This is a genomic window from Paenarthrobacter sp. 22069 (assembly GCF_052046035.1).
In the GTDB taxonomy this organism is placed as follows: domain Bacteria; phylum Actinomycetota; class Actinomycetes; order Actinomycetales; family Micrococcaceae; genus Arthrobacter.
Genome location: NZ_JBQEQF010000039.1, coordinates 1 through 20,742, shown reverse-complemented (window position 1 = coordinate 20,742; position 20,742 = coordinate 1). Strand labels below are relative to the sequence as shown.

At 66.6% G+C, this 20,742-nt stretch carries 17 protein-coding genes and 1 pseudogene; 7 read left to right on the top strand and 11 right to left on the bottom strand.

Going from position 1 to position 20,742, the window contains the following annotated elements; all coding sequences use genetic code 11:
- The first annotated feature begins 251 nt into the window (after positions 1 to 251).
- The gene (locus ACTJK0_RS20570) at positions 252 to 1,286 is read left to right on the top strand and encodes an IS110 family transposase (protein WP_440744473.1); all 1,035 of its coding nucleotides are present in this window, start codon (positions 252 to 254) and stop codon (positions 1,284 to 1,286) included.
- Positions 1,287 to 1,452: 166 nt separating this feature from the next.
- Here ACTJK0_RS20570 and ACTJK0_RS20565 read toward each other — a convergent pair whose 3' ends face one another.
- The 6 genes from ACTJK0_RS20565 to ACTJK0_RS20540 all read right to left on the bottom strand — a co-directional run bounded on the left by ACTJK0_RS20565 (position 1,453) and on the right by ACTJK0_RS20540 (position 8,582).
- Positions 1,453 to 2,184, bottom strand: coding sequence for a glutamine amidotransferase (locus ACTJK0_RS20565; protein ID WP_110542862.1), 732 nt, complete (start codon positions 2,182 to 2,184; stop codon positions 1,453 to 1,455).
- Between the two features lie 119 nt (positions 2,185 to 2,303).
- Positions 2,304 to 2,741, bottom strand: a complete 438-nt coding sequence (locus ACTJK0_RS20560; protein ID WP_110542863.1) for a nuclear transport factor 2 family protein — start codon at positions 2,739 to 2,741, stop codon at positions 2,304 to 2,306.
- Between the two features lie 15 nt (positions 2,742 to 2,756).
- The gene (locus ACTJK0_RS20555; RefSeq protein ID WP_440746427.1) at positions 2,757 to 4,565 is read right to left on the bottom strand and encodes an acetyl/propionyl/methylcrotonyl-CoA carboxylase subunit alpha; all 1,809 of its coding nucleotides are present in this window, start codon (positions 4,563 to 4,565) and stop codon (positions 2,757 to 2,759) included.
- A gap of 130 nt (positions 4,566 to 4,695) precedes the next feature.
- Entirely contained in the window at positions 4,696 to 5,340 is a 645-nt protein-coding gene (locus ACTJK0_RS20550; protein WP_110542865.1) for a Maf family nucleotide pyrophosphatase, read from the bottom strand.
- Positions 5,341 to 5,367: 27 nt separating this feature from the next.
- On the bottom strand, positions 5,368 to 7,890 hold the full coding sequence (locus tag ACTJK0_RS20545) for an MMPL family transporter (protein ID WP_440746426.1): 2,523 nt from the start codon (positions 7,888 to 7,890) through the stop codon (positions 5,368 to 5,370).
- 17 nt (positions 7,891 to 7,907) lie between these two features.
- Complete coding sequence (locus ACTJK0_RS20540; protein WP_440746425.1) at positions 7,908 to 8,582, bottom strand: TetR/AcrR family transcriptional regulator; 675 nt, start codon at positions 8,580 to 8,582, stop codon at positions 7,908 to 7,910.
- A 199-nt stretch (positions 8,583 to 8,781) separates the two neighbouring features.
- Here ACTJK0_RS20540 and ACTJK0_RS20535 point away from each other — a divergent pair, with 199 nt between their 5' ends.
- Positions 8,782 to 9,348 (top strand): hypothetical protein, encoded by a 567-nt coding sequence (locus ACTJK0_RS20535; protein ID WP_440746424.1) that lies wholly within the window; start codon positions 8,782 to 8,784, stop codon positions 9,346 to 9,348.
- 95 nt (positions 9,349 to 9,443) lie between these two features.
- On the opposite strand, the gene ACTJK0_RS20530 is transcribed toward ACTJK0_RS20535, so the two are convergent.
- From ACTJK0_RS20530 to ACTJK0_RS20510, 5 genes are all read right to left on the bottom strand, one after another.
- Complete coding sequence (locus tag ACTJK0_RS20530) at positions 9,444 to 10,880, bottom strand: dicarboxylate/amino acid:cation symporter (RefSeq protein ID WP_110542869.1); 1,437 nt, start codon at positions 10,878 to 10,880, stop codon at positions 9,444 to 9,446.
- A 119-nt stretch (positions 10,881 to 10,999) separates the two neighbouring features.
- On the bottom strand, positions 11,000 to 11,851 hold the full coding sequence (locus ACTJK0_RS20525; RefSeq protein WP_440746423.1) for a phosphatase PAP2 family protein: 852 nt from the start codon (positions 11,849 to 11,851) through the stop codon (positions 11,000 to 11,002).
- A gap of 107 nt (positions 11,852 to 11,958) precedes the next feature.
- Complete coding sequence (locus ACTJK0_RS20520) at positions 11,959 to 13,644, bottom strand: DUF885 domain-containing protein (protein ID WP_440746422.1); 1,686 nt, start codon at positions 13,642 to 13,644, stop codon at positions 11,959 to 11,961.
- Positions 13,645 to 13,735: 91 nt separating this feature from the next.
- Positions 13,736 to 13,972, bottom strand: a complete 237-nt coding sequence (locus ACTJK0_RS20515) for an acyl-CoA carboxylase subunit epsilon (protein WP_440746421.1) — start codon at positions 13,970 to 13,972, stop codon at positions 13,736 to 13,738.
- Positions 13,969 to 15,552 (bottom strand): acyl-CoA carboxylase subunit beta, encoded by a 1,584-nt coding sequence (locus ACTJK0_RS20510; RefSeq protein WP_110542871.1) that lies wholly within the window; start codon positions 15,550 to 15,552, stop codon positions 13,969 to 13,971. The genes ACTJK0_RS20515 and ACTJK0_RS20510 overlap by 4 nt, the downstream gene beginning before the upstream one ends.
- Before the next feature lie 215 nt (positions 15,553 to 15,767).
- On the opposite strand from ACTJK0_RS20510, the gene ACTJK0_RS20505 reads away from it, so the two are divergent.
- From ACTJK0_RS20505 to ACTJK0_RS20485, 5 genes and pseudogenes are all read left to right on the top strand, one after another.
- On the top strand, positions 15,768 to 16,655 hold the full coding sequence (locus tag ACTJK0_RS20505) for an SDR family oxidoreductase (RefSeq protein WP_110542872.1): 888 nt from the start codon (positions 15,768 to 15,770) through the stop codon (positions 16,653 to 16,655).
- A gap of 84 nt (positions 16,656 to 16,739) precedes the next feature.
- Positions 16,740 to 17,648, top strand: coding sequence for a biotin--[acetyl-CoA-carboxylase] ligase (locus tag ACTJK0_RS20500; RefSeq protein WP_440746420.1), 909 nt, complete (start codon positions 16,740 to 16,742; stop codon positions 17,646 to 17,648).
- Positions 17,641 to 18,252 (top strand): PH domain-containing protein, encoded by a 612-nt coding sequence (locus ACTJK0_RS20495; RefSeq protein ID WP_440746419.1) that lies wholly within the window; start codon positions 17,641 to 17,643, stop codon positions 18,250 to 18,252. The genes ACTJK0_RS20500 and ACTJK0_RS20495 overlap by 8 nt, the downstream gene beginning before the upstream one ends.
- A complete protein-coding gene (locus ACTJK0_RS20490; RefSeq protein ID WP_440746418.1) occupies positions 18,242 to 19,447 on the top strand; it encodes an adenylate/guanylate cyclase domain-containing protein in 1,206 nt (401 codons plus the stop codon). The genes ACTJK0_RS20495 and ACTJK0_RS20490 overlap by 11 nt, the downstream gene beginning before the upstream one ends.
- Positions 19,448 to 19,590: 143 nt before the next feature.
- A pseudogene (locus tag ACTJK0_RS20485) lies at positions 19,591 to 20,742 on the top strand (Ig-like domain-containing protein); the annotation flags it as partial.

The following is a 20,742-nucleotide window of genomic DNA, read 5'->3' as shown; positions in this document are numbered from 1 at the left end:
ATCAGGCTCCTGACTTGTTCCATTAGGGGTGGGACGCCGCAAGATCTGCAGTCTTGTAGCGTCCAGGGTGTCAGCCGGCACAGGTCCGCAAGCTCCTTGCCGCCCCTATCGTTCGGGTTGGCTCACTCATAGCGTGCCGCGCCGCTGACGCCCGCCCGGGGCGTGGCTCGACAGAGGCATGCAAACACTTCAAGTCAGGGTGCCCGCCACGGGTGATCCATCACCGAAATCGGCGAAAGGAAACCCTGGACATGATTGTTATCGGCATCGATCCACATAAATCCTCCGTTACTGCCTCAGCCATCGATTCCTTAGGTTGCCAACTCGCGGTGCGGCGCTTCGTGGTCAATGCCGGCACTGCCAAGCAACTGTTGGGTTGGGCCGAGCAATGGCCTGAACGGAGATTCGCGATTGAGGGCGCCAACGGGCTCGGACGCGGAATTGCCCAGATCCTTGTGGCCCGCGGGGAGTCCGTGGTCGATGTCCCCTCGACGTTGGCCATGAAGGTCAGAGTTCTTTCCACCGGCGGTGGCCGAAAGAGTGACCCGGCCGATGCCTTCGCCGTTGCCGTCACTGCACTTCGGCAGGAGAATCTGCGGACGGTTACGGCCGAAAACCAGAGCACGATTCTGCGATTGTTGGCCGAGCGCCGCGAAGACCTTGGCCACGAGCGCGCCCGGATACTGAACCGCCTGCACCGGCTCCTGCGTGAACTGGTACCCGGCGGCGTCGAGACCGGCCTCAATGCTGACAAGGCGGCCGCCGCGCTGCGTATTGTCCGGCCGGCAACAGCCACCGATGCCGTCCGACGCGAACTCGCCCGGGACCTGCTGGCTGACCTGCGGCGCATCGACACAGCCATCAAAGGCAACGAAGCACAAACCCGTGAAGCCCTGGCAGCATCCGCCACGACCTTGCAGGAGATCCCGGGAGTTGGCGTCGTGCTCGCGGCAAAGCTTCTCGGCCATGTCGGCGACATCACCAGGTTCCCGAGCGCCTCACACTTCGCCAGCTACACAGGAACGGCGCCCCTGCAAGCCTCAAGCGGCAATCAGAACCGCCACAGACTGAACACCGGCGGCAACCGGCAGCTCAACTCAGTGCTGCACACCATGGCAATCTGTCAAAGCCGCGACCCGGGACCAGGGCGGGATTACTACCTGAAGAAAACCGGCGAAGGAAAAACACCCCGCGAAGCCCGCAGAGCACTCAAACGACGCCTCTCCAACGTCCTCTACCGGCGAATTCTGCACGACCACCAGCAGGCCCTAAACACTGCTGCTTGACACACAGAGGCGCTATGAAGTCATGTCCGCCTGGCTCGACACCCTCTGACGGACCTTGAGCCGGCTGACAGAGCGTCGGAAAGACAGTGCCGCCAGGCACGTCAGTTTTTGGCTGGGCCACGCCGGCTCAGGGACTTTTCCAGTATTGCCGTTAATAGGGAAGTGCTCAGCGGGCGTAGCGCGCCACGAAGTTCTTCAGCACGGTCATCGGCTCGGTGACAGTGAAACTGCGGGCGTTGTCCATCAGCTCTTCGGCGGATTCCGGCGGAAAGTACCCGGCGTGACGGTAGATGTCGATCCGCGTCACCAGGCCGTCCGCGTCCAGTTCCGGATGGAACTGGGTGGCGTACAGGTTGGTCCTGATGCGGAACATGTGCACGGGGCAGGTGGCGGCCCGGGCCAGCAGCACCGCATGCGGCGGCAGTGAACTGACAGCCTCCTTGTGCCCCGTGAAGGCAGTGAACGTCCGCGGCAGTCCCTGGAGCAGCGGGTCGCGCACGCCGTCGTCTGTCAGCTCGATCTCCACCGCGCCGAGCGGCTCACCGTAGGTCCTGTCAATCACGGCGCCCTGGTGCTTGCCGAGCGTTCCCACCCCGTAGCAGGCGCCCAGGAAAGGGAAATCACGGGCCACGAGTTCGTCCAGGAGGGCTGACAGTTCACGCTCCACCCGGTGCTGGATCGGGCTCTTCTGCCCCGGCGGATCACTTGAAGTGAAGGGGCTGCCGCCGACGATGACGCCTGAGAACCCGGACAGGTCCAGTGCAGGCAGGGGAGCCGCTTCGAGCCGGACCCGGCGCAACTCCCGCTCCTCAAGCCCGCCGTATTTCAGGTACGCAGCGTACTCGTCCTCCGCGGCCGCGTCTTCCGCGCGGGAGGCCAGGAGCAGGAAAGGCAGCATGTGCTAAGTCTGCATCCTCCCGGAGCAGGCTGCCAGCACCGTGCATGCCGCCGGCAACGCGCCCCCGCCACCACGGGCGCTGGTGCCGGTGCATGCCGGCGCAGGCCAACCTGCCTGGGCTACGCCGTGGTCTGGGTCAGGGACCTGCGGGACTGCGGCCGGGCCGCGGGATCGGCATGGCGGTGGACCAGCTTCCAGTAGCCCTCCTCGCGGCGGAAGATGCTGGTGACCCGCAGCGCGAACTCCTCGGTTGCCGCCGCATTCTCCAGGCGGGCCCGGAAGTGCTCGGTTTCCACCAGGTACGCGGTGTCGCGGGCCGTGTAGGAGGTGACGGTGTCGAAGCCGAGCATTTCGCCGTCGCGGAACTGCCGGGCGGCCTGGTCAAGCCGGGCCTCCACTTGGGGCCAGCCGCGGGCAATCCCGCCGAAGGGGTTGGCTAGGGTGACGTCGTCGAGCCGTGAATACAGTTCCTTGATGGGCTCCGGGTTGCCCCGGGTGATCTCGGGGACCGCCTGGTGGTAACGGTGCACTTCTTCCTGGAAGCTGGGTGCAAGCATGCTGCCGGACCGCCCTTAGTCTTCGATGGTGGCGATGATGGCGCCCGCGGACACTGTCTCGCCTGCCGCTGCCGTCAGGCCGGTGATGGTCCCGGACCGGTGCGCGGTGAGGGGCTGCTCCATCTTCATGGCCTCGAGGACCACCACCAGATCGCCCTCGGCCACCACATCGCCGTGGGCCACGGCAACCTTCACGATGGTTCCCTGCATGGGGGAGGTCAGGGCGTTGCCCGTGGCGGCGGCGGGGCCCGCAGAGCGGGAGCGCTTCTTGGACTTGCCCGGCTTGCCGGCGGCTGCTGCCGTTCCCGGCGTGCCCAGCGATGCGGGTAGGACCACTTCAAGGCGCTTGCCACCGACCTCAACCACCACGCGCTGGCGGTCCTCGGCGGAGGCATCGGTGTCCGCCGGCGCGTCCGGGGTCCACGCGGGCAGGTTGTTGGTGAACTCCGTCTCGATCCAGCGCGTGTGGACGGTGAACGGGCCTTCGGCGGGCGCGAACGCGGGGTCGGTGACCACGGCGAGGTCGAATGGAATCACGGTAGGGATGCCTTCAACCACCATTTCCTCCAGTGCCCTGCGGGCGCGCTGGAGGGCCTGCGGGCGGCTTGCGCCGGTGACGATGAGCTTGGACAGCATGGAGTCGAAGTTCCCGCTGATCACGTCGCCCTGCTCTACGCCGGAGTCCACGCGGACACCGGGGCCGGTGGGGTTCTTCAGGACGCGGAGGGTGCCGGGGGCGGGCAGGAAGTTCCTGCCCGGATCCTCGCCGGTGATGCGGAACTCGATGGAGTGGCCGCGCACTTCGGGATCGCCGTAGCCCAGTTCCTCGCCGCGGGCCAGCCGGAACTGCTCGCGGACCAGGTCGATGCCGGTGACCTCTTCCGAGACGCAGTGCTCCACCTGGAGGCGGGTATTGACCTCAAGGAAGGAGATGGTGCCGTCCTGGCCCACGAGGAATTCGCAGGTGCCGGCGCCGAGGTAGCCGGCTTCCTTCAGGATGGCCTTGGAGGATTCGTAGAGCCGGCGGTTCTGGTCCTCGGTGAGGAACGGGGCGGGTGCTTCCTCCACGAGTTTCTGGTTGCGCCGCTGCAGGGAGCAGTCGCGGGTGGACACCACCACCACGTTGCCGTGGGCGTCTGCCAGGCACTGGGTTTCCACGTGCCGGGGAGCGTCCAGGAAGCGCTCGATGAAGCATTCACCACGGCCGAAGGCGGCGGTGGCCTCGCGAACTGCGGATTCGTAGAGTTCAGGAATTTCCTCGCGGGTGCGGGCCACCTTGATGCCGCGCCCGCCGCCGCCGAAGGCAGCCTTGATGGCCACGGGCAGCCCGTGCTGGTCCACGAAGTCGAGGACTTCTTCAGCGGATTCCACGGGGTCGGCCGTGCCGGGGACCAGGGGAGCGCCCACCTTTTCGGCGATGTGCCGTGCCTGGACCTTGTCGCCAAGGGCGGAGATGGCCTCAGGGGAGGGGCCGATCCAGGTGATGCCGGCCTCGATCACGCGAGCGGCGAACCCGGCGTTTTCGGCCAGGAAGCCATAGCCGGGGTGGATGGCGTCCGCGCCTGACTGGCGGGCGGCATCGATGATCTTGTCCATCACCAGGTAGGACTCAGCCGCGGTGGTACCGCCCAGGGCGTAGGCCTCGTCAGCGAGCCGGACGTGCAGCGCGTCGCGGTCCGGGTCTGCGTAGACGGCCACGGACGCGATGCCTTCATCGCGGGCCGCCCGGATGATGCGCACGGCGATTTCACCCCGGTTGGCGATCAGCACCTTTGTGAGGCTGGGCTGCGTGGTACCTGCGGACTGCTCCAAATTTGCTGACAAGGCGTCTCCTTCTTTCCTTCAGGGAGCCTAGCGCGGTTTTGAGGGTTCCGCCGATATTACTTGCGGAATCCGCGTGTAAAGCAGCCTTCCTTTGTAGGGAAGCTACAAGGAGTGCGGAAAATGGAGTGCTTTAACGCGGGGGCCAGAGGTCCGTGATGCGCACGCTGGCGGCAGCCAGCAGGCCGCGGAGGGTGGAAACGGAGAGGCCGACGACGGCGTGCGGGTCGCCGTCGACCTTCCGGATGAACGCCCCGCCGAGGCCGTCGATCGTGAAGGAGCCCGCGCAGTGCAGCGGCTCGCCGGTGGCGATGTAGGCGTCGATCTCCTCCGGGTCCATCTCCTGGAAGGAGACTTCGGCGGAGGCGACCGCCCCCAGCGTGGCGCCCGACCCGCGGCCCGCTGTGCCGTCGTCGTCCGTGTCCCTGCAGTCCACCAGCCAGTGGCCGGTGTGCAGCACGCCTGCGCTGCCGCTCATCCGGAGCATCCGTTCGCGCGCGACGTCAGCCGTATAGGGCTTGCCATGCGCCTCGCCGTCGAACTCGAAGACGGAGTCGCAGCCCAGCACCAGGGCGCCTTCCGCCTCCGGGAGCGACGCCACCGCTTCGGCCTTGGCCCGCGCCAGCAGCAGCGCGGTGTCGTGCGGGTCGGTGACGCCGTACCGCGCCTGGACGGCGTCCTCGTCGACGTCGGACACCAGCACGGTGTGCCGGATGCCGGCCTCGGCGAGGAGCTTGGTGCGGGCGGGGGACTGGGAGGCAAGAATCAGATGGAGCACGGCTTCAGCCTAGTGGACCAGCTGGCCCTAGTGGACGAGCTCGCCGGGGGCCGGTTCCGCCTGGCCGCGGTCGAGCTTCGCGCCCTCAACGTCCACGTCCGGCAGGATCCGGTCCAGCCAGCGCGGCAGCCACCAGGACTTTTCGCCCAGCAGGTACATCACGGCCGGGACGATGGTCATGCGCACCACGAACGCGTCGAACAGGACGCCGAAGGCCATCGCGAAGCCCAGCGGCCGCACCATGGTGAGGTGGCTGAAGATGAAGCCGGAGAAGACGCTGACCATGATGATCGCGGCGGCGGTGACCACCGCGGCTGCGTGCCGGAACCCCACCCGGACCGCTTCCTTTGCCGGTGAACCATGCATGTAGGCCTCCCGCATGCCGGAGGCAATGAACACCTGGTAGTCCATGGCCAGGCCGAACAGCACGCCGATCAGGATGATGGGCAGGAAGCTCAGCACGGCGCCGGGGTTGGCGACGTCGAACACGTTCCCCAGCCAGCCCCACTGGTAGACAGCCACGACGGCGCCGAAGGCGGCGGACAGGGACAGCAGGAAGCCACCCGTTGCCAGCAGCGGGACCACGATGGAGCGGAAGACCAGCAGGAGCAGGATCAGGGAAAGGCCGACGACGATGGCCAGGTAGGGCGGCAGGGCGTCGCCGAGCTTGGTGGAGACATCCACGTTGCCGGCGGTCTGCCCGGTCAGGCCCATGGTGACGTCGTAGTCGGACTTGATCCCGGCGTTGAGGCCGCGCAGTTCCGAGACCACCTTGACGGTGCTGGCGCTCGCGGGGCCTTCCTTGGGGATGACCTGGAAGACGGCGGTCCGGCGGTCCTCGCTGAGTGCCACCGGCACGGCGGCCACCACGTTGTCCACGGCACGGAGCTTGTCCGCAATGTCGAACTGCAGCTTCTGCGCCTGGCCTGCGTCCAAGCCTGCGGGGAACTCGCCCACGGCAACAATCGGTCCGGTGACGCCCTCCCCGAAGCTGCGGGCTGTCAGGACGTAGGCCTTGTACGCCTCGGACTCCACCGGCTCCGAGCCGCCGTCCGGCAGTGCCAGCTGCAGCTGGGTGGCGGGCAGCGCCAGGGTGCCCAGCAGGAGGATGCCCGCGATCAGTGCAACCCAGGGGTGCCTGGTGACCAGACCGCCCCAACCGCGGGTGCTGCGTTCGCGGTCCATGGCAACGTCCGCGGCCTCGTGGTCCGGCCGGGCGTTGTGGGCCTCAGCCTTGGCCCAGGCCCGCTTGGAGATGATGCGCCGGCCGATCAGGGACAGCATGGCGGGGGTCAGCGTGATGGCAACAAGCACCGCCACGGCCACGGTTCCTGCTGCGGCGAGGCCCATGACGGTGAGGAACGGCAGTCCGGGGACCACCAGGGCCGCGAGGGCGATGACCACGGTAAGGCCGGCGAAGACCACGGCGTTGCCGGACGTGCCGTTGGCCCTGGCCACGGACTCCTCAGGGTCCATGCCGGCCAGGAGCTGGGTGCGGTGCCGGTTGACGATGAACAGCGAGTAGTCGATGCCGACGGCGAGGCCCAGCATGAGGGCAAGCATGGGAGAGATGGAGCTCATGTCGAACAGGCCGGAGAGCGCGAACGTGATGCCGACGCCCACGCCGACGCCGATGATGGCCATCAGCAGCGGCAGTCCGGCGGCGATGAGCGTGCCGAGCATGAGGATCAGGACCAGTGCGGCGACGGCGATGCCAACGATTTCTGCGGTGCCGAACAGGGCCGAGATGTCCTCAGTGATTTCCTTGCTGGCCAGCGCGGTAACGCCTGCAGAGGAGGTTTGGTGGGCAATCTCCTGCACCTGCTTGCGCACCGCCGGGGCCAGGCCGTTGATGGAGGTGTTGAACTGCACCTGCGCCACTGCGGCCTTGTTGTCTTCGGAGACGAAGCGGATGGCGGACGCTGCCTCGGCCTGGCGCTTGCCGAGTTCAAGCTTGGCCTTGTTGGCTTCCAGTTCCTGGGTGCCGGCGTCGAGCTTTGCCTGGCCCTGTGCCAGGGCTGCCTTCTGCTGGCCCAACTGCGCGTCAATGACGGCTGCCGGCGCGCCGGCGGCGGTGAGCTGCTGTTCGGCTGCCGCCAGCTGCGCCTTGCCGGCCTCCAGCTGGGCGCGGGAGGCATCAAGCTGTGCCTGCCCGCCGGCAAGCTGTTGCTCGCCGTCGGTGATGGCCTTGCCGGCCTGGTCCACCTGGGCCTGGGTGGCAAACGGGTCCACGGTGCCGCGGACCTCGGGCAGGTCCTGGAGTTTCTTGAGCGCGTCTGTCACGGCGGCCCGGCTCTCGGCCGTGAAGCCGCCGTCATGCGCCTCGAAGACGATCGTGGCGCTGCCGCCTGAGGCTGAGGGCAGGTCCTGCTTGAGCTTGTCCGCGATCCGCTGGGTTTCGGTGCCGGGGATCTGGAAGTTGTTGGACAGGGTGCCGTGGAATGCCGCGGCCGAGCCGCCCACGGCGACCAGCACGGCAAGCCACAGGGAGATGACAAGCCAGCGCCGGCGGTAGGCGAACGTGCCGAGGCGGTAGAGGAGGAGTGCCATGCGGAAAACCGATCTGATCAGGAGGAACGGGAAGCGGATCGAGCAGGTGTGGTGAAGCCGGTGCCCAGCAGGGCCATGGCGTCGATGAGCAGTTGGCGGAGTTCAGCCAGCGACCTGGGTGACAGGTCCGGCCCGCGGCGGGTGAACCAGACTTCCATGGCAGCCTTTCCGCAGGAGATGACGGAGCCCGCCAGGGCGTGGACGTACAGTTCGTCCTGCCCGCCGGGGGTGTCGGCGAGGCGCTCGCGCGCGACGGTGAAGACCTGGCCCCGGCAGTGGTCCCACGCCTCAAGTTCGGTGTGGGCCATGAGCGGGCTTTGTTGCGTCAGCGTGAAGAGTTCGGCGAGCGGGGCTATCGCTTTGGGGTCGGCGAGGGCGATCAACGCGGCCTGGGCGGACTCCAGCAGGGGTTCATCCACCGGCCGGAGGCGCAGCTGCTGGATGGCGTTGTCCAGGAAGCCGTGCACGATCGAGGCAAGGGCGGCGTCGGTGGTGCTGAAGTAGTTGAAGAAGGTGCGGCGCGAGATGCCGGCTGCCTCGGCGATGTCCTCCACCGTGAAGTTCCCCGGGCCCTTGGCGCGCAGGAGTTCGAGTGCGGCGTTTGTGATGGCCTGCCGGGTTGCAGCCTTGTTGAGCTCACGCCGCGACCGGGGGGCCGGTGTGGGGCCGGGCGATGGCGAGGAGGTGGTCACGAGATTACACTACGTGCAACTTTGCACTCTGGGCAAGATTTTCAGTTCATTCGGGTCAAAGAGTCACGAGCCTGTGTTCACAGGAGAACGAAAGCTTCCCAACAGCGTCTCCTGAAGCTGGGCGCAGATGCTTGGAATGTCTCGCTACGAGGCACCCCACCAGCGGCCGTAGGGTGACGGCTCGATCAGGAGACACGATATGAACCCCACGAAGAAAATGACCCTGGGCATGTCTGGAGCCGCGCTGGCGCTTGCAGCCGGCGTCGGTTTCGCCGGCATGGCATCTGCGACCACCGCCACGCCCAGCCCCACCCCGAGCGCAAGCTCCAGCGCGTCGGCTGACGGAAGCACCGGGACGGACAGCGACGGTATGGGCCGGCACGGTAGCCGGGCTGGTCACGGGATGATGATGGATGCTTCTGCGCTGGCCACGAAGCTGGGGGTGGACGAAACGAAGGTGAGTGACGCGCTGAAGGCCTTCCGGGACGCCAACAAGCCCGCCACCCCGCCCGCGGAGGGCCAGAAGCCGGATCCGGCAACCCGCGACGCGGCCCTGGCCAAGTCCCTCGCTGATGGGCTGGGCGTTGACGAGGCGAAGGTGGCGCAGGCCCTGCAGGACCTCCGCACCGAGGCCCAGGCTGACCGTGCCGCCGAGCTCAAAACACGCCTGGACCAGGCTGTCACGGACGGCAAGCTGACCCAGGCCGAAGCCGACGCGGTCACCAAGGCGGTCCAGAACGGGGTGATTGGCGGCGCCGGTCGCTGACCAGCGGCCGGTTACGGGCTGGAGACACAGTCCTTCGACAACGAAAAACGTCCCCGGGAAATTTTCCCGGGGACGTTTTTCATTGCTGCGGCGCGCTACGCCTTTGCATCCTGCAGTTCGCGGGGTGCGGTGTCGGCGCTGGTGCCGTCGGTGGCGGCTCCGTCCGGGGTGCCCTCATCCACGAACGGCGTGCCGTTGCGCGGTGCGTTGTAGAGCGACTCATCCAGGATTCCCTGGCGCTTGGCCACGATGGTGGGAACCAGGGCCTGGCCCGCAACGTTCACGGCCGTGCGGCCCATGTCCAGGATGGGGTCGATGGCCAGCAGGAGGCCGACGCCGGCGAGCGGCAGTCCCAGCGTGGAGAGCGTCAGGGTGAGCATCACCACGGCGCCGGTGGTGCCCGCGGTGGCCGCAGAGCCGAGGACGGAGACCAGGGCGATCAGCAGGTACTGGCTGAAGTCCAGGTGGATGCCGAAGAACTGGGCTACGAAGATTGCCGACACAGCGGGATAGATCGCGGCGCAGCCGTCCATCTTGGTGGTGGCGCCCAGCGGGACGGCGAAGGAGGCGTAGGCGCGGGGGACGCCCAGGCTGCGCTCGGTCACGCGCTGGGTCAGCGGCAGGGTTCCGACGGAGGAGCGGGAGACGAAGGCCAGCTGGACGGCCGGCCATACGCCGGAGAAGTACTGCTTGATGGACAATCCGTGGCTGCGGATCAGGATGGGGTACACGACGAACAGCACCAGGACCAGGCCGGCGTAGATGGCCACGGTGAACTTGCCCAGCGAGCCAATGGTGTCCCAGCCGTAGACGGCGACGGCGTTGCCGATCAGGCCAACGGTGCCCAGGGGAGCGATGCGGATGATCCACCACAGGACCTTCTGGATCACGGCCAGGGCCGAGGCGTTGAGGGTGAGGAAGGGCTCCGCGGCCTTGCCCACCTTGAGCGCGGCGACACCAACGGCGATGGCGATGACGAGGATCTGCAGGACGTTGAAGCTGATCGAGGTGGTGACGGCGCCGGAATCGCCGACCGTGGAGCTGGCGCCCAGGCCCAGGAAGTTCTTGGGGAAGAGGCCCACGAGGAAGGCCCACCAGTCACCGGACTTGCCGGTGTACTTGGCTTCCCCGCTGATGCCGGTGTTGGCGCCGGGCTGCAGCAGCACGCCCAGGCCCATGCCGATCAGTACGGCGATCAGGGACGTGATGGCGAACCACAGGAGGGTGTTCCATGCCAGCCTGGCGGCGTTTGAGACCTGGCGCAGGTTGGAGATGGAGCTGACGACGGCGGTGAAGATCAGCGGCACCACGGCGGTCTGCAGGAGGGACACGTAGCTGGACCCGATGGTCTGCAAGGTGGCGCCAAGGCCGTTGGGGTTGGCCTTGGTGCTGCCGGTGTACTTGGCCAGCAGGCCGAGGCCGAGGCCCACAATGAGGGCTGCGATGATCTGGAAGCCGAAGGAGCCGGCCCACTTGGGCAGCTGGAATCCGGTCTTCCCAGCGGGGGATGGGGTGCTTGTCTGAGTGCTCACCAGAACAAGCTAGACCCCCTGCTCTTACCACGTCGAAAGAGTATTGAGAAATATTACGCCCTCACTGTTGCACCTGGAACCAGAAAACCCTGAAAACATAAGGCATGCAGGGGGTTGTGTTACTTATTCCCGGTGCGGATGTGCTTAACATCTCGCGGTTCGTGGTGCTTCCTGACGGTCAGGTAGAGTCGGTGCGCGGTGATCACGATTGCCAGCCAGGCAGCACCAAGTGCCCACGCGGCAAGCACGTCCGTGAGCCAGTGATGGCCCAGGAAGACCCTGCTCAAGCCGATCGCTACAGCGAAGAGGGCTGCCGCGGCGGCTGTCAGGATCCGGGCGCGGTTCGAGTGGAGCCGCAGGATGATGAGGTAGGCCACGATGCCGGCAATCACCACTGCATTCAGGGAGTGTCCACTGGGAAACGATGCCGAGTGTTCGTACGGCGGTACGGCATCGCTGAGGTCCGGCCGGGCGCGTCCCACGAGGCGCTTGCCGGCAATGGTCATCAGCAGCGAGCCGAGGCCTGCGGTAACGATCAGGATGACGGGGGTCCAGGAGCGGCGGCGGAAGGCGAGCACCGCCATGATGACGACGGCCAGGACGGGCATGCCGATGGTCCCGCCAACATCGGTGAAGGCCGTGACAACCGCGTCCAGGGTGGGGGTGCGGACGTCCTTGCTGGCCGCCAGCACCGGATGGTCGAGCCCGGCCACCCCGTCGGCAGCCACTACTGCTTCGTAGACCTCGCTGAAGGCGGCGGTCAAGGCGGCGGAAATGACTGCCCCCACCAGCAGTGTCAGGATCAGTGCACCGTGCGGGCCCAACGCCTGGCTGGTGCGGTGGACAACCCCCACCAGGCGGCGGCCTGTCCGACTGTCCCAGCGGGTGAGGTCCTTGCCTCCTACGGAAGTGTCCTGGCGCAGCTCACCGCGCACCCCGGTCCCGGCCGGTGTCCCCTGGAGGTCAGTCAAAGTGGTCTCCCTGTTTATTCGGCACTGCGCCCGGCAATTTAGTAAGCAAGCTTATTGATTGCTGGGCGCGCTGTCCACAACATGGGGACCGGCCGCAGGGGCCCTGATCAGGTGAGCAGCGCCCGGCGCAGGGTATCCAGTCCAACCGAGCCAATGTTGAGGGCCTTGGTGTGGAACTCCTTGAGGTCGAAGCCAGGCCTGGTTTCAAGTTCTGCGCGGATTTGTTCCCAGAGCCTCTGGCCCACTTTGTAGGAGGGTGCCTGGCCGGGCCAGCCAAGGTAGCGGGTGAACTCGAAGTTGAGCTGGCCTTCGCTGATGGGAAGGTTTTCCTTGAGGAAGCCGTAGCCCTTGTCTGCGGTCCAGGTGCCGGTTCCCCAGCGTCGGGGCATCTGGAGTTCCAGGTGCACCCCGATGTCGAAGACGACGCGGGCCGCGCGCATGCGCTGCATGTCCAGCATGCCCATGTGGTCGCCGGGGTCGTTGAGGTAGCCCAGTTCCTGCATGAGTTTTTCCGCGTAGAGGGCCCAGCCTTCGCCGTGGCCGGAGGTCCAGCAGACGTTCCGGCGCCACTTGTTCAGCAGTTCGCGCCGGTAGGTCGCCGTGGCCACCTGGAGGTGGTGGCCTGGAACGCCTTCGTGGTACACAGTGGTGGTTTCGGCCCACGTGGTGAAGGTGTCTTCGCCGGCGGGGACGGACCACCACATGCGGCCGGGGCGGCTGAAGTCGTCGGACGGGCCGGTGTAGTAAATCCCGCCTTCGTCGGTGGGGGCGATGCGGCATTCGAGGGTCTTCATGACCTCGGGGATGTCGAAGTGCACCCCGGCCAGTTCGGCAACGGCTTTGTCGGAGAGGCCCTGCATCCATTCCCGCAGCGCCTCCGTGCCTTTCAGCTGCCGGGCGGGGTCGTTGTTGAGGATGTCCTTGGCTTCGGCAATGGATGCCCCTGCCTTGATGGCGTGTGCCACCTTCTCCTGTTCGGCAATGAGGCGGTCCAGTTCCTGGACGCCCCAGGCGTACGTCTCTTCAAGGTCCACCTCGGCGCCGAGGAATGACCGGGATGCCAGGGCGTAGCGGGCCCTGCCCACGGCGTCCTTTTCCGGTGCGGCGGGAAGCAGTTCGGTGCGCAGGAATGCAGCCAGGCCGGCGTAGGCGTGCCTGGCGGCCACGGCACCGGCGTCGAGCTTGTCCTTCAAAGCTGCAGGCAGCGGTCCTGTGCCGGTGCTGGCGCCGGCTGCCAGCTTGGCGAAGAAGCCGTCCGGCGCGGTGTACTTGGTCACCTGTCCGATGACGGTCCGGACCTGCCGGGCGGCGGCCACCCGGCCGGCGTCCCTGGCCATTCGCAGGGATTCGGTGTAGCCGCTGATGGCTGCCGGGACGTTGTGCGCACGCCCGGCGATGTGCTCCCAGTCCTGCTCGGTTGCGGTGGGCATGAGGTCGAAGATGGCCCTGATGTCCTGTGCCGGGGAGGCAATGTTGTTCAGCTCCGCGTATTCCCAGCCGGAGGCATGGATCAGCAGCTGAAGGCCCAGGCGTTCCCGCATGGCGTCCAAAGTGACGCCGTCCACGTCGTCTTCAGGCGGCATACCCTCAAGGGCGGCGAGGGCATCCCGTGCGGCTTCGGCGAAGCCGGCGATGCCGGCCGGCGAAAAGTCCTGGTACTCCGTTTCGTGTCCGGGCAGGCCAAGGGTTGTGGCGAATGTCGGGTTAAGCCTGATCAGGGTGTCCGTGTAGTTGTCCGCGACGGCGTCGATCCGGGTATGCGGGCGCGCGGCGGGTGCAGTGTCTGTAGTCACATTCCGAGACTACCCGGCTGCCTGGTTGCGCCCACGCCGGCGAGGGACCCGGGTCGGGCGAAGCGGGATCTGGGGGCCGGCGGGGAGGAGATCAGCCCTGGCTGCGCTTCCAGGCACCCGGTCCCGGCGTGGGCGCGAGCCGCAGCTGCTGGCGGCGCACCCAGTGCCGGACGGTTTGCGTCGTGGCGGGGGCCGGGCTTTCCCCGCCCAGGGAAAGGACGACGGCGGTCAGCGCGGCCAGTTCCTCGGCGGTCGGCTGCCCTTTGACAACAGAGAGCAGGGGGGCGCCTTCGTCGGGCCCGGGTGCGGGATTGTGTTCGGCCGTCACAGCGGGATGTTCCCATGCTTCTTGGCCGGAAGGCTGGCGCGCTTGTCCCGCAGGGCCCGGAGGCCCTTGATGATCTGGATGCGTGTGTCCGAGGGGGCGATCACGGCGTCCACGTACCCGAGTTCGGCTGCCTGGTAGGGGTTGAGGAGTTCTTCCTCGTACTGCCGGATCACCTCGGCGCGGCGGGACTCGACGTCGCCGCCGTCCTGGGCAACGGCTGCAAGGTCGCGGCGGTAGAGGATGTTCACTGCCCCCTGTGCGCCCATGACGCCAATCTGGGCAGTGGGCCACGCGAGGTTCAGGTCGGCACCGAGCTTCTTGGAACCCATGACGATGTAGGCGCCGCCGTAGGCCTTGCGGGTGATGACGGTCAGCTTGGGAACGGTGGCCTCGGCGTAGGCGTACAGGAGCTTGGCGCCGCGGCGGATGATGCCCTGGAACTCCTGGTCCTTGCCGGGCAGGAAGCCGGGGACGTCCACGAGGGTGATGATGGGGATGTTGAAGGCGTCGCAGTGGCGCACAAAGCGGGCTGCCTTCTCGGAAGCGGCGATGTCCAGGGTGCCGGCAAACTGCAGCGGCTGGTTGGCCACGATGCCCACGGTGTGGCCCTCCACGCGGCCGTAGCCGATCATGACGTTGGGGGCGTACAGGGCCTGCATCTCCAGGAAGTGGCCGTCATCGACAATCTGTTCCACCACGGTGCGCATGTCGTAGGGCTGGTTGGCCGAGTCCGGGACCAGCGTGTCCAGGCCGAGGTCGTCGTCGTCGATCTCCAACTCCTGCTGGTGCCCCAGCACGGGCGCCTCGGACAGGTTGTTCGACGGCAGGAAGTCCAGCAGTTCGCGCACGAACTCGATGGCGTCGGTCTCGTCGGAGGCCAAGTAGGTGGAGGTGCCGGTGGTGGCGTTGTGCTGCCGCGCGCCGCCAAGGGTTTCCATGTCCACGTCTTCGCCCGTAACGGTCTTGATGACGTCCGGCCCGGTGATGAACATGTGGGAGGTCTTGTCCACCATCACTACGTAGTCTGTGAGTGCGGGGGAGTAGGCGGCGCCGCCGGCGGAGGGGCCCATGATGATCGAAATCTGGGGGACCACGCCGCTGGCGTGCACGTTGTTCCGGAAGATGTCCGCGAACATGGCCAGCGAGGCCACGCCTTCCTGGATGCGCGCGCCGCCGCCGTCCAGGATGCCGACGACGGGGCAGCCGTTGCGGAGGGCGAATTCCTGGACCTTGACGATCTTTTCGCCGTTGACCTGGCTCAGCGAGCCGCCGTACACCGTGAAGTCCTGGCTGTAGACCGCCACCAGCCGGCCGTCCACGGTGCCGTAGCCGGAGACCAGGCCATCACCCAGCGGTTTCTTCTTTTCCATGCCGAAGGCGGTGGAGCGGTGGACCGCCAGTGCGTCGAATTCAACAAACGAGTCTTCGTCCAGGAGCATGGCGATGCGCTCGCGGGCCGTGTTCTTGCCGCGTGCATGCTGCTTTTCGATGGCCTCGGGGCCGGAGGGCTTTTCGGCGCGCGCCTGGCGGTCGCGGAAATCGGCAATCTTTCCCGCTGTCGTTGTCAGATCGTGGCTCATCAAGTGTCTCCGGCTCTGTAGCAGGTCAGTTCTGTTGGCTGGCGGGCCGAGCTGTATGGACCATTAAGTAGCAACCACACAAAGAACGAACCCTGCTGGCAAGTCTAATGACGCTTTGGACGCCCGCAGCTGTAGGGATCCTACAATTTTCTGGCGTTCCTGCGCCCCCTCCACAATGTTACTCACCGGTAACTTGTTTGGGTTACAGTGTTCCCATGACTTCAAGCGATGATGCTTTGCGTGCTTCCGAAAGCCCCTACCGGGCGTCCGGCTCCCTGGCAGGCCGGACCATCCTCATCTCCGGCGGAAGCCGGGGAATCGGCTTGGCGATTGCCAGGAGAGCGGCCCGCGACGGCGCCAACATCGTGATCCTGGCCAAGACGGGCGAACCGCATCCCAAGCTGGCGGGCACGGTGTTCACCGCCGCCGCGGAACTTGAAGAAGCGGGTGGCCAGGCGCTGCCGCTTGTTGGCGATGTGCGCCGGGACGCCGACGTGGCCGGCGCCGTGGAAGCCGCGGTGGACCGCTTCGGCGGGATCGACGTCGTCATCAACAACGCCTCAGCAATCGACCTGTCCACGACGGACGCCGTGGACATGAAAAAGTACGACCTGATGCAGGACATCAACGTGCGGGGCACCTTCCTGCTGTCCAAGCTGGCGCTCCCCGCGCTCCGGGCCTCGGGCCAGGGAAATATCCTCACCCTCTCGCCGCCGCTGAACCTCGATCCGTCCTGGGCCGGGAAGCACCTTGCCTACACCATGGCCAAGTACGGCATGAGCCTGACCACGCTGGGCCTTGCCGAGGAACTGAAGGCCGACGGGATCAGGGTCAACTCGCTGTGGCCGTGCACCCTGATCGACACGGCTGCCATCCGCAACATGCCGCACGGCGAGACGATGGTCCTGGCCGCCCGCGGACCGCAGATCATGGCCGACGCCGCCCACGCCGTCCTGACCGGAAGCAACCTCGCCGCCGGTGGCCCGGCGTCCGGAAACTTCTACACGGACGAACAGGTCCTTGGCGCCGCTGGCGTGACGGACTTCCGGCCCTACAGCCTGGGAGCCCCCGAGGACCAGCTGGTCCCCGATATCTTCCTCTAACGGGCTTTGCCGCCGCCTCCGGCCCTGCGTTCCGTGGCGGGGCGCGGCTGGGTGGGGCACGGCCTGGATCGGTAGGATCGAGCTATGGATGACGCACACGCACCGGGCACCCCGCTGAACCGAGGGGACCTGGCCGACCAGCGTTTCCTTGCCGCTACGGGAATACCCCGGATTGACGTGGTGGACTCGACCGGTTCCACCAATGCCGACCTCCTGCGCTCCGTCACCGTGGAGCCCGCAGCGTGGACGGACCTCTCCGTCCTGACCGCCGAGTACCAGACAGCGGCCAGGGGGCGGCTGGACAGGCGCTGGGAGGCGCCGCCGCTGAGTTCAGTGTCCGTCTCCGTTGTGCTGCGCCCCGTCAACGCCGACGGCCGGCCCCTGCCCACCCAGAGCTACTCCTGGCTGTCCCTTATTGCCGCCCTGGCCCTGCGGGAAACGCTCCTGGAAACGGCCGGCATTCCGGCTGAGCTGAAGTGGCCCAACGATGTCCTGGTGCGGGGCCGGAAGATCGCAGGGATCCTGGCCCAGCTGGGCCCCATGGTGGACGGGAATGTGCCGCCCGTCATCCTGGGCACGGGACTGAACGTCACCCTGCGCGAAGACGAACTCCCGGTGCCCACCGCCACCTCCGTCGCCCTGGAAGGTGCGCGCACCACCGACCGCACGGCCCTGCTGAAGAGCTACCTGTCACACTTTGCGGTGCTGTACCGCAGTTTCTGCAATGCCGACGGCGATCCCGCGGCCGGTATGGCGGGTGGCCCTTCGCTGCACAAGAGGGTGGAGGCGGTCATGGTGACGTTGGGCAAGCAGGTGCGCGCGCAGTTGCCAGGCGACCACGAAATCATTGGCCACGCATCCCGGCTGGACGACTACGGCTCGTTGCTGGTGGTGGACCGCGATTCGCGCGAGCATGTGGTAACCGCCGGGGACGTTGTCCACCTGCGGCCCTGGGTGTCGCCGGATGCACCCAATCATGGCGGTTATGCGTAGGACCCTGCTTCCGGGGGAGCAGGTGATCGTCACTACCCGCCCGCAGCCGCGGAAGCTGGCCGGGGCTGCCGTGGCGTTCGTCCTGTCGCCGGCGGTGGCTGCCTACGCAAGTGCCTGGATCATCCGGGGCGGAGCCGCCCGGCTGGCACCTGCCCTTGACCGCCAGTGGACGCCGTGGCTGGTCACAGCCTGCGTGGTGGCGGCCGCTGCTGTGTGGCTGGGTTACTGCCTGCCCCGGCTCGTCCGCTGGCACAGCACGCGCTACACCCTGACCAGCCAGCGGATGGTGGCCAGATACGGGCTGTTGAACCGGCGGGACCAGCAGGTGAACCTGGCCTCGGTGCGTAACCTGATGGTCCACGAATCCCTGCTGCAGCGACTGGTGCGCTCCGGGAATATATCCTTGGAAACCGGGTACCAGGGCGTGGTGACCTTTCGCGACGTGCCCGAGGTTTCCAGGTTCCGCGACTTTATCCTCGACGCTATCGGGGAACTGCCGGAGGACAGCCCGGATTTCAGCGAGCCCCAGCCGGGCGGCGCGACGTATTACCCCGCCGGGGATTTTCCGGAGGACATGAGAGAAGGTGGACGGGATGACCGATGAGGACCAGCAGGAACGCGTGGACGGCATCGCACCCGGCACCACCGCCGCATTTGACGCCGACTCCGCTTCCGACGATGCGGAGGCTGCCCCCGGTACGGCACCGGAACCCGGGTCCTCGATGAGCACGGACCGGCACCCGACTACCGGCGCCATGTCCGCCGAACGCCTGGCCATGAAAGCCCTCGAGGCACGGCTGCTGGGCGGTGAGCGCAAGCTCCGGCGCCGTGAAGTTGCCGCCGGCGCAGGGCTCTCATTGCTCTCCGCCCGCAAACTGTGGCGTGCGTTGGGGTTCCCGAACTTCGGCGACGAGGACGTTGCCTTTACCGAACGCGACCAGGCCGCGCTGTCCACCGTCGTGGACCTGGTCCGCGCCGGCAAGCTCACGGAGGAAGCTGCCATCTCGGTGACCCGCTCCATCGGGCAGATGACGGACCGCATGGTGGTCTGGCAGATCGAGGCCTTGGTGGAGGACATGGTCCACGAGCAGGGCGTCACGGACGCCGTGGCCCGCAAACGCCTGGTCAATGAACTTCCCGCCCTGGTGGACGCCCTAGAAGAAGTGCTGGTTTACTCCTGGCGCCGCCAGCTCAACGCCGGTGTCCAGCGGCTCGCGGTGCGCGCCGAGGCCGGGCTGCAGGCCAGCGAGGAAGGCCGGGAAGGCGACGAGGATGACGCGCCGCTGCCCCTGGCCCGCGCGGTTGGTTTCGCGGACCTGGTTTCTTACACCAGCCTGTCCCGCCGGATGAACGAAAAGACGCTGGCCCGGCTGGTCCAGCGCTTCGAGAACAAGTGTGCCGAGATCATCTCGGTGGGCGGCGGCCGGCTGGTCAAGACCGTGGGTGATGAAGTCCTGTACATCGCCGAGACCCCGGCGGCCGGTGCCGAGATTTCCCTGGCGCTCGCCGAGGCCTTCACCGAGGATGAGATCCTCCCCGAGGCCCGGGTGGCCATGGTGTGGGGCAGGATCCTGTCCCGCCTGGGAGACATCTACGGCCCCACCGTCAACCTGGCCGCGCGCTTGACCACGCTTGCCGATCCCGGAACCGTCCTGGTGGATTCGATGACTGCCTCTGCGCTGGAGCACGACGAGCGGTTTGTCATGATCCCCCAGGAGCCGGAGAACGTGCGCGGCTTTGGCGAGATCAACCCCGTCCGCCTCACCCGCGGCCGGGGCAGGGGCCTGGTCCTGGACTAGGACCTCTCCCGGCGCCGGCCCTTCCAACCGGGCCGAAAGAATTTGTCCATTTGTTGGCGTATAGCGGTATCGTTGTGGTGCCCGGGATCCTGTGATGCCGGCTGCCGGCATCGAGCCAAAAATCTACTGGGGGATTTTCACTCATGAAGCGTCGCGGACAAACGCGCCTTAAGAGCCCTGCCGCCGGCGTACCCCCATGGCGCCGCCCGTTCCGCTCACGCCGGATCGCCGGTTCTGCGTTTGGTGTTGTGGTTGCTGTGGTGGTGACGGGTGCTGTGTTGTATCCGGGGTTTAAGACCACTGAGGTGGAGTTGAACGACGGTGGTGTGTGGGTTGTTTCGAAGTCGAAGAATGCTGTGGGGCGGTTGAATTATCCGTCGCGGGTGTTGGATGGTGCGGTGACGCCGGCGTCGACGACGTTTGATGTGTTGCAGCATGCGGGTGAGGTGTTTGTTGATGATGAGGCTGGTTCGACGTTGAACCAGGTGTCGCCGGCGAATATGCGCCTGGGTGGGGATAAGCAGTTGCCGGGGGCGGCTGTTGTGAGTTTTGGGGCGCGGACGATTTCGGTGACGGATGCTGCGTCGGGCAAGGTGTGGGCGGTGTCGCCGTCCACGGTGAATGGTTTTGATAAGGAAGCGTCGGAGCCTGTGGTGGTGGGTTCGGCGGGGATTGTGTCGGCGGTGGGGTCTGATGACCGGATTTATTCGGCGGATCCGAAGACCGGGGCTGTGACGGTGACGGGGGTCGATGCTAATGGAGCGGTGACGTCGTCGGAGTCCAGTACGTGGGATGGGCTTAAGGGTGCCGGGGATTTGCAGATGACGGTGGTGGGGGACCGGCCGGTGGTGTTGGATGCCGCTGCGGGGAGCCTGTTTTTGCCTGGGGGTAAGCGGCTGGCGTTGGAGGATGCGCGGGATGCGAAGTTGCAGCAGCCTGGGCCGGGCAGTGATGTTGTGGCGGTGGCGACACGGAAGGCGTTGTTGAAGCAGCCGTTGGATGGTGGTTCCGCGAAGACGGTGGCGTTTGATGGCGAGGGTGTTCCGGCCGCTCCGGTGCAGTTGGGTGGGTGTGTGCATGCGGCGTGGTCGGGTGCGAACAAGTATGTCCGGGACTGTGTCAATGATGCTGATGATAAGAATGTTGCGGTGCCGAAGGCGAGTGCGTCGCCGTCGTATGTTTTCCGGGTGAACCGGGACCTGGTGGTCCTGAATGATGTGAACTCGGGGAACGTGTGGTTGGTGAACCAGAACATGCAGCTGGTCAACAACTGGGACGACGTCATCCCACCCAAG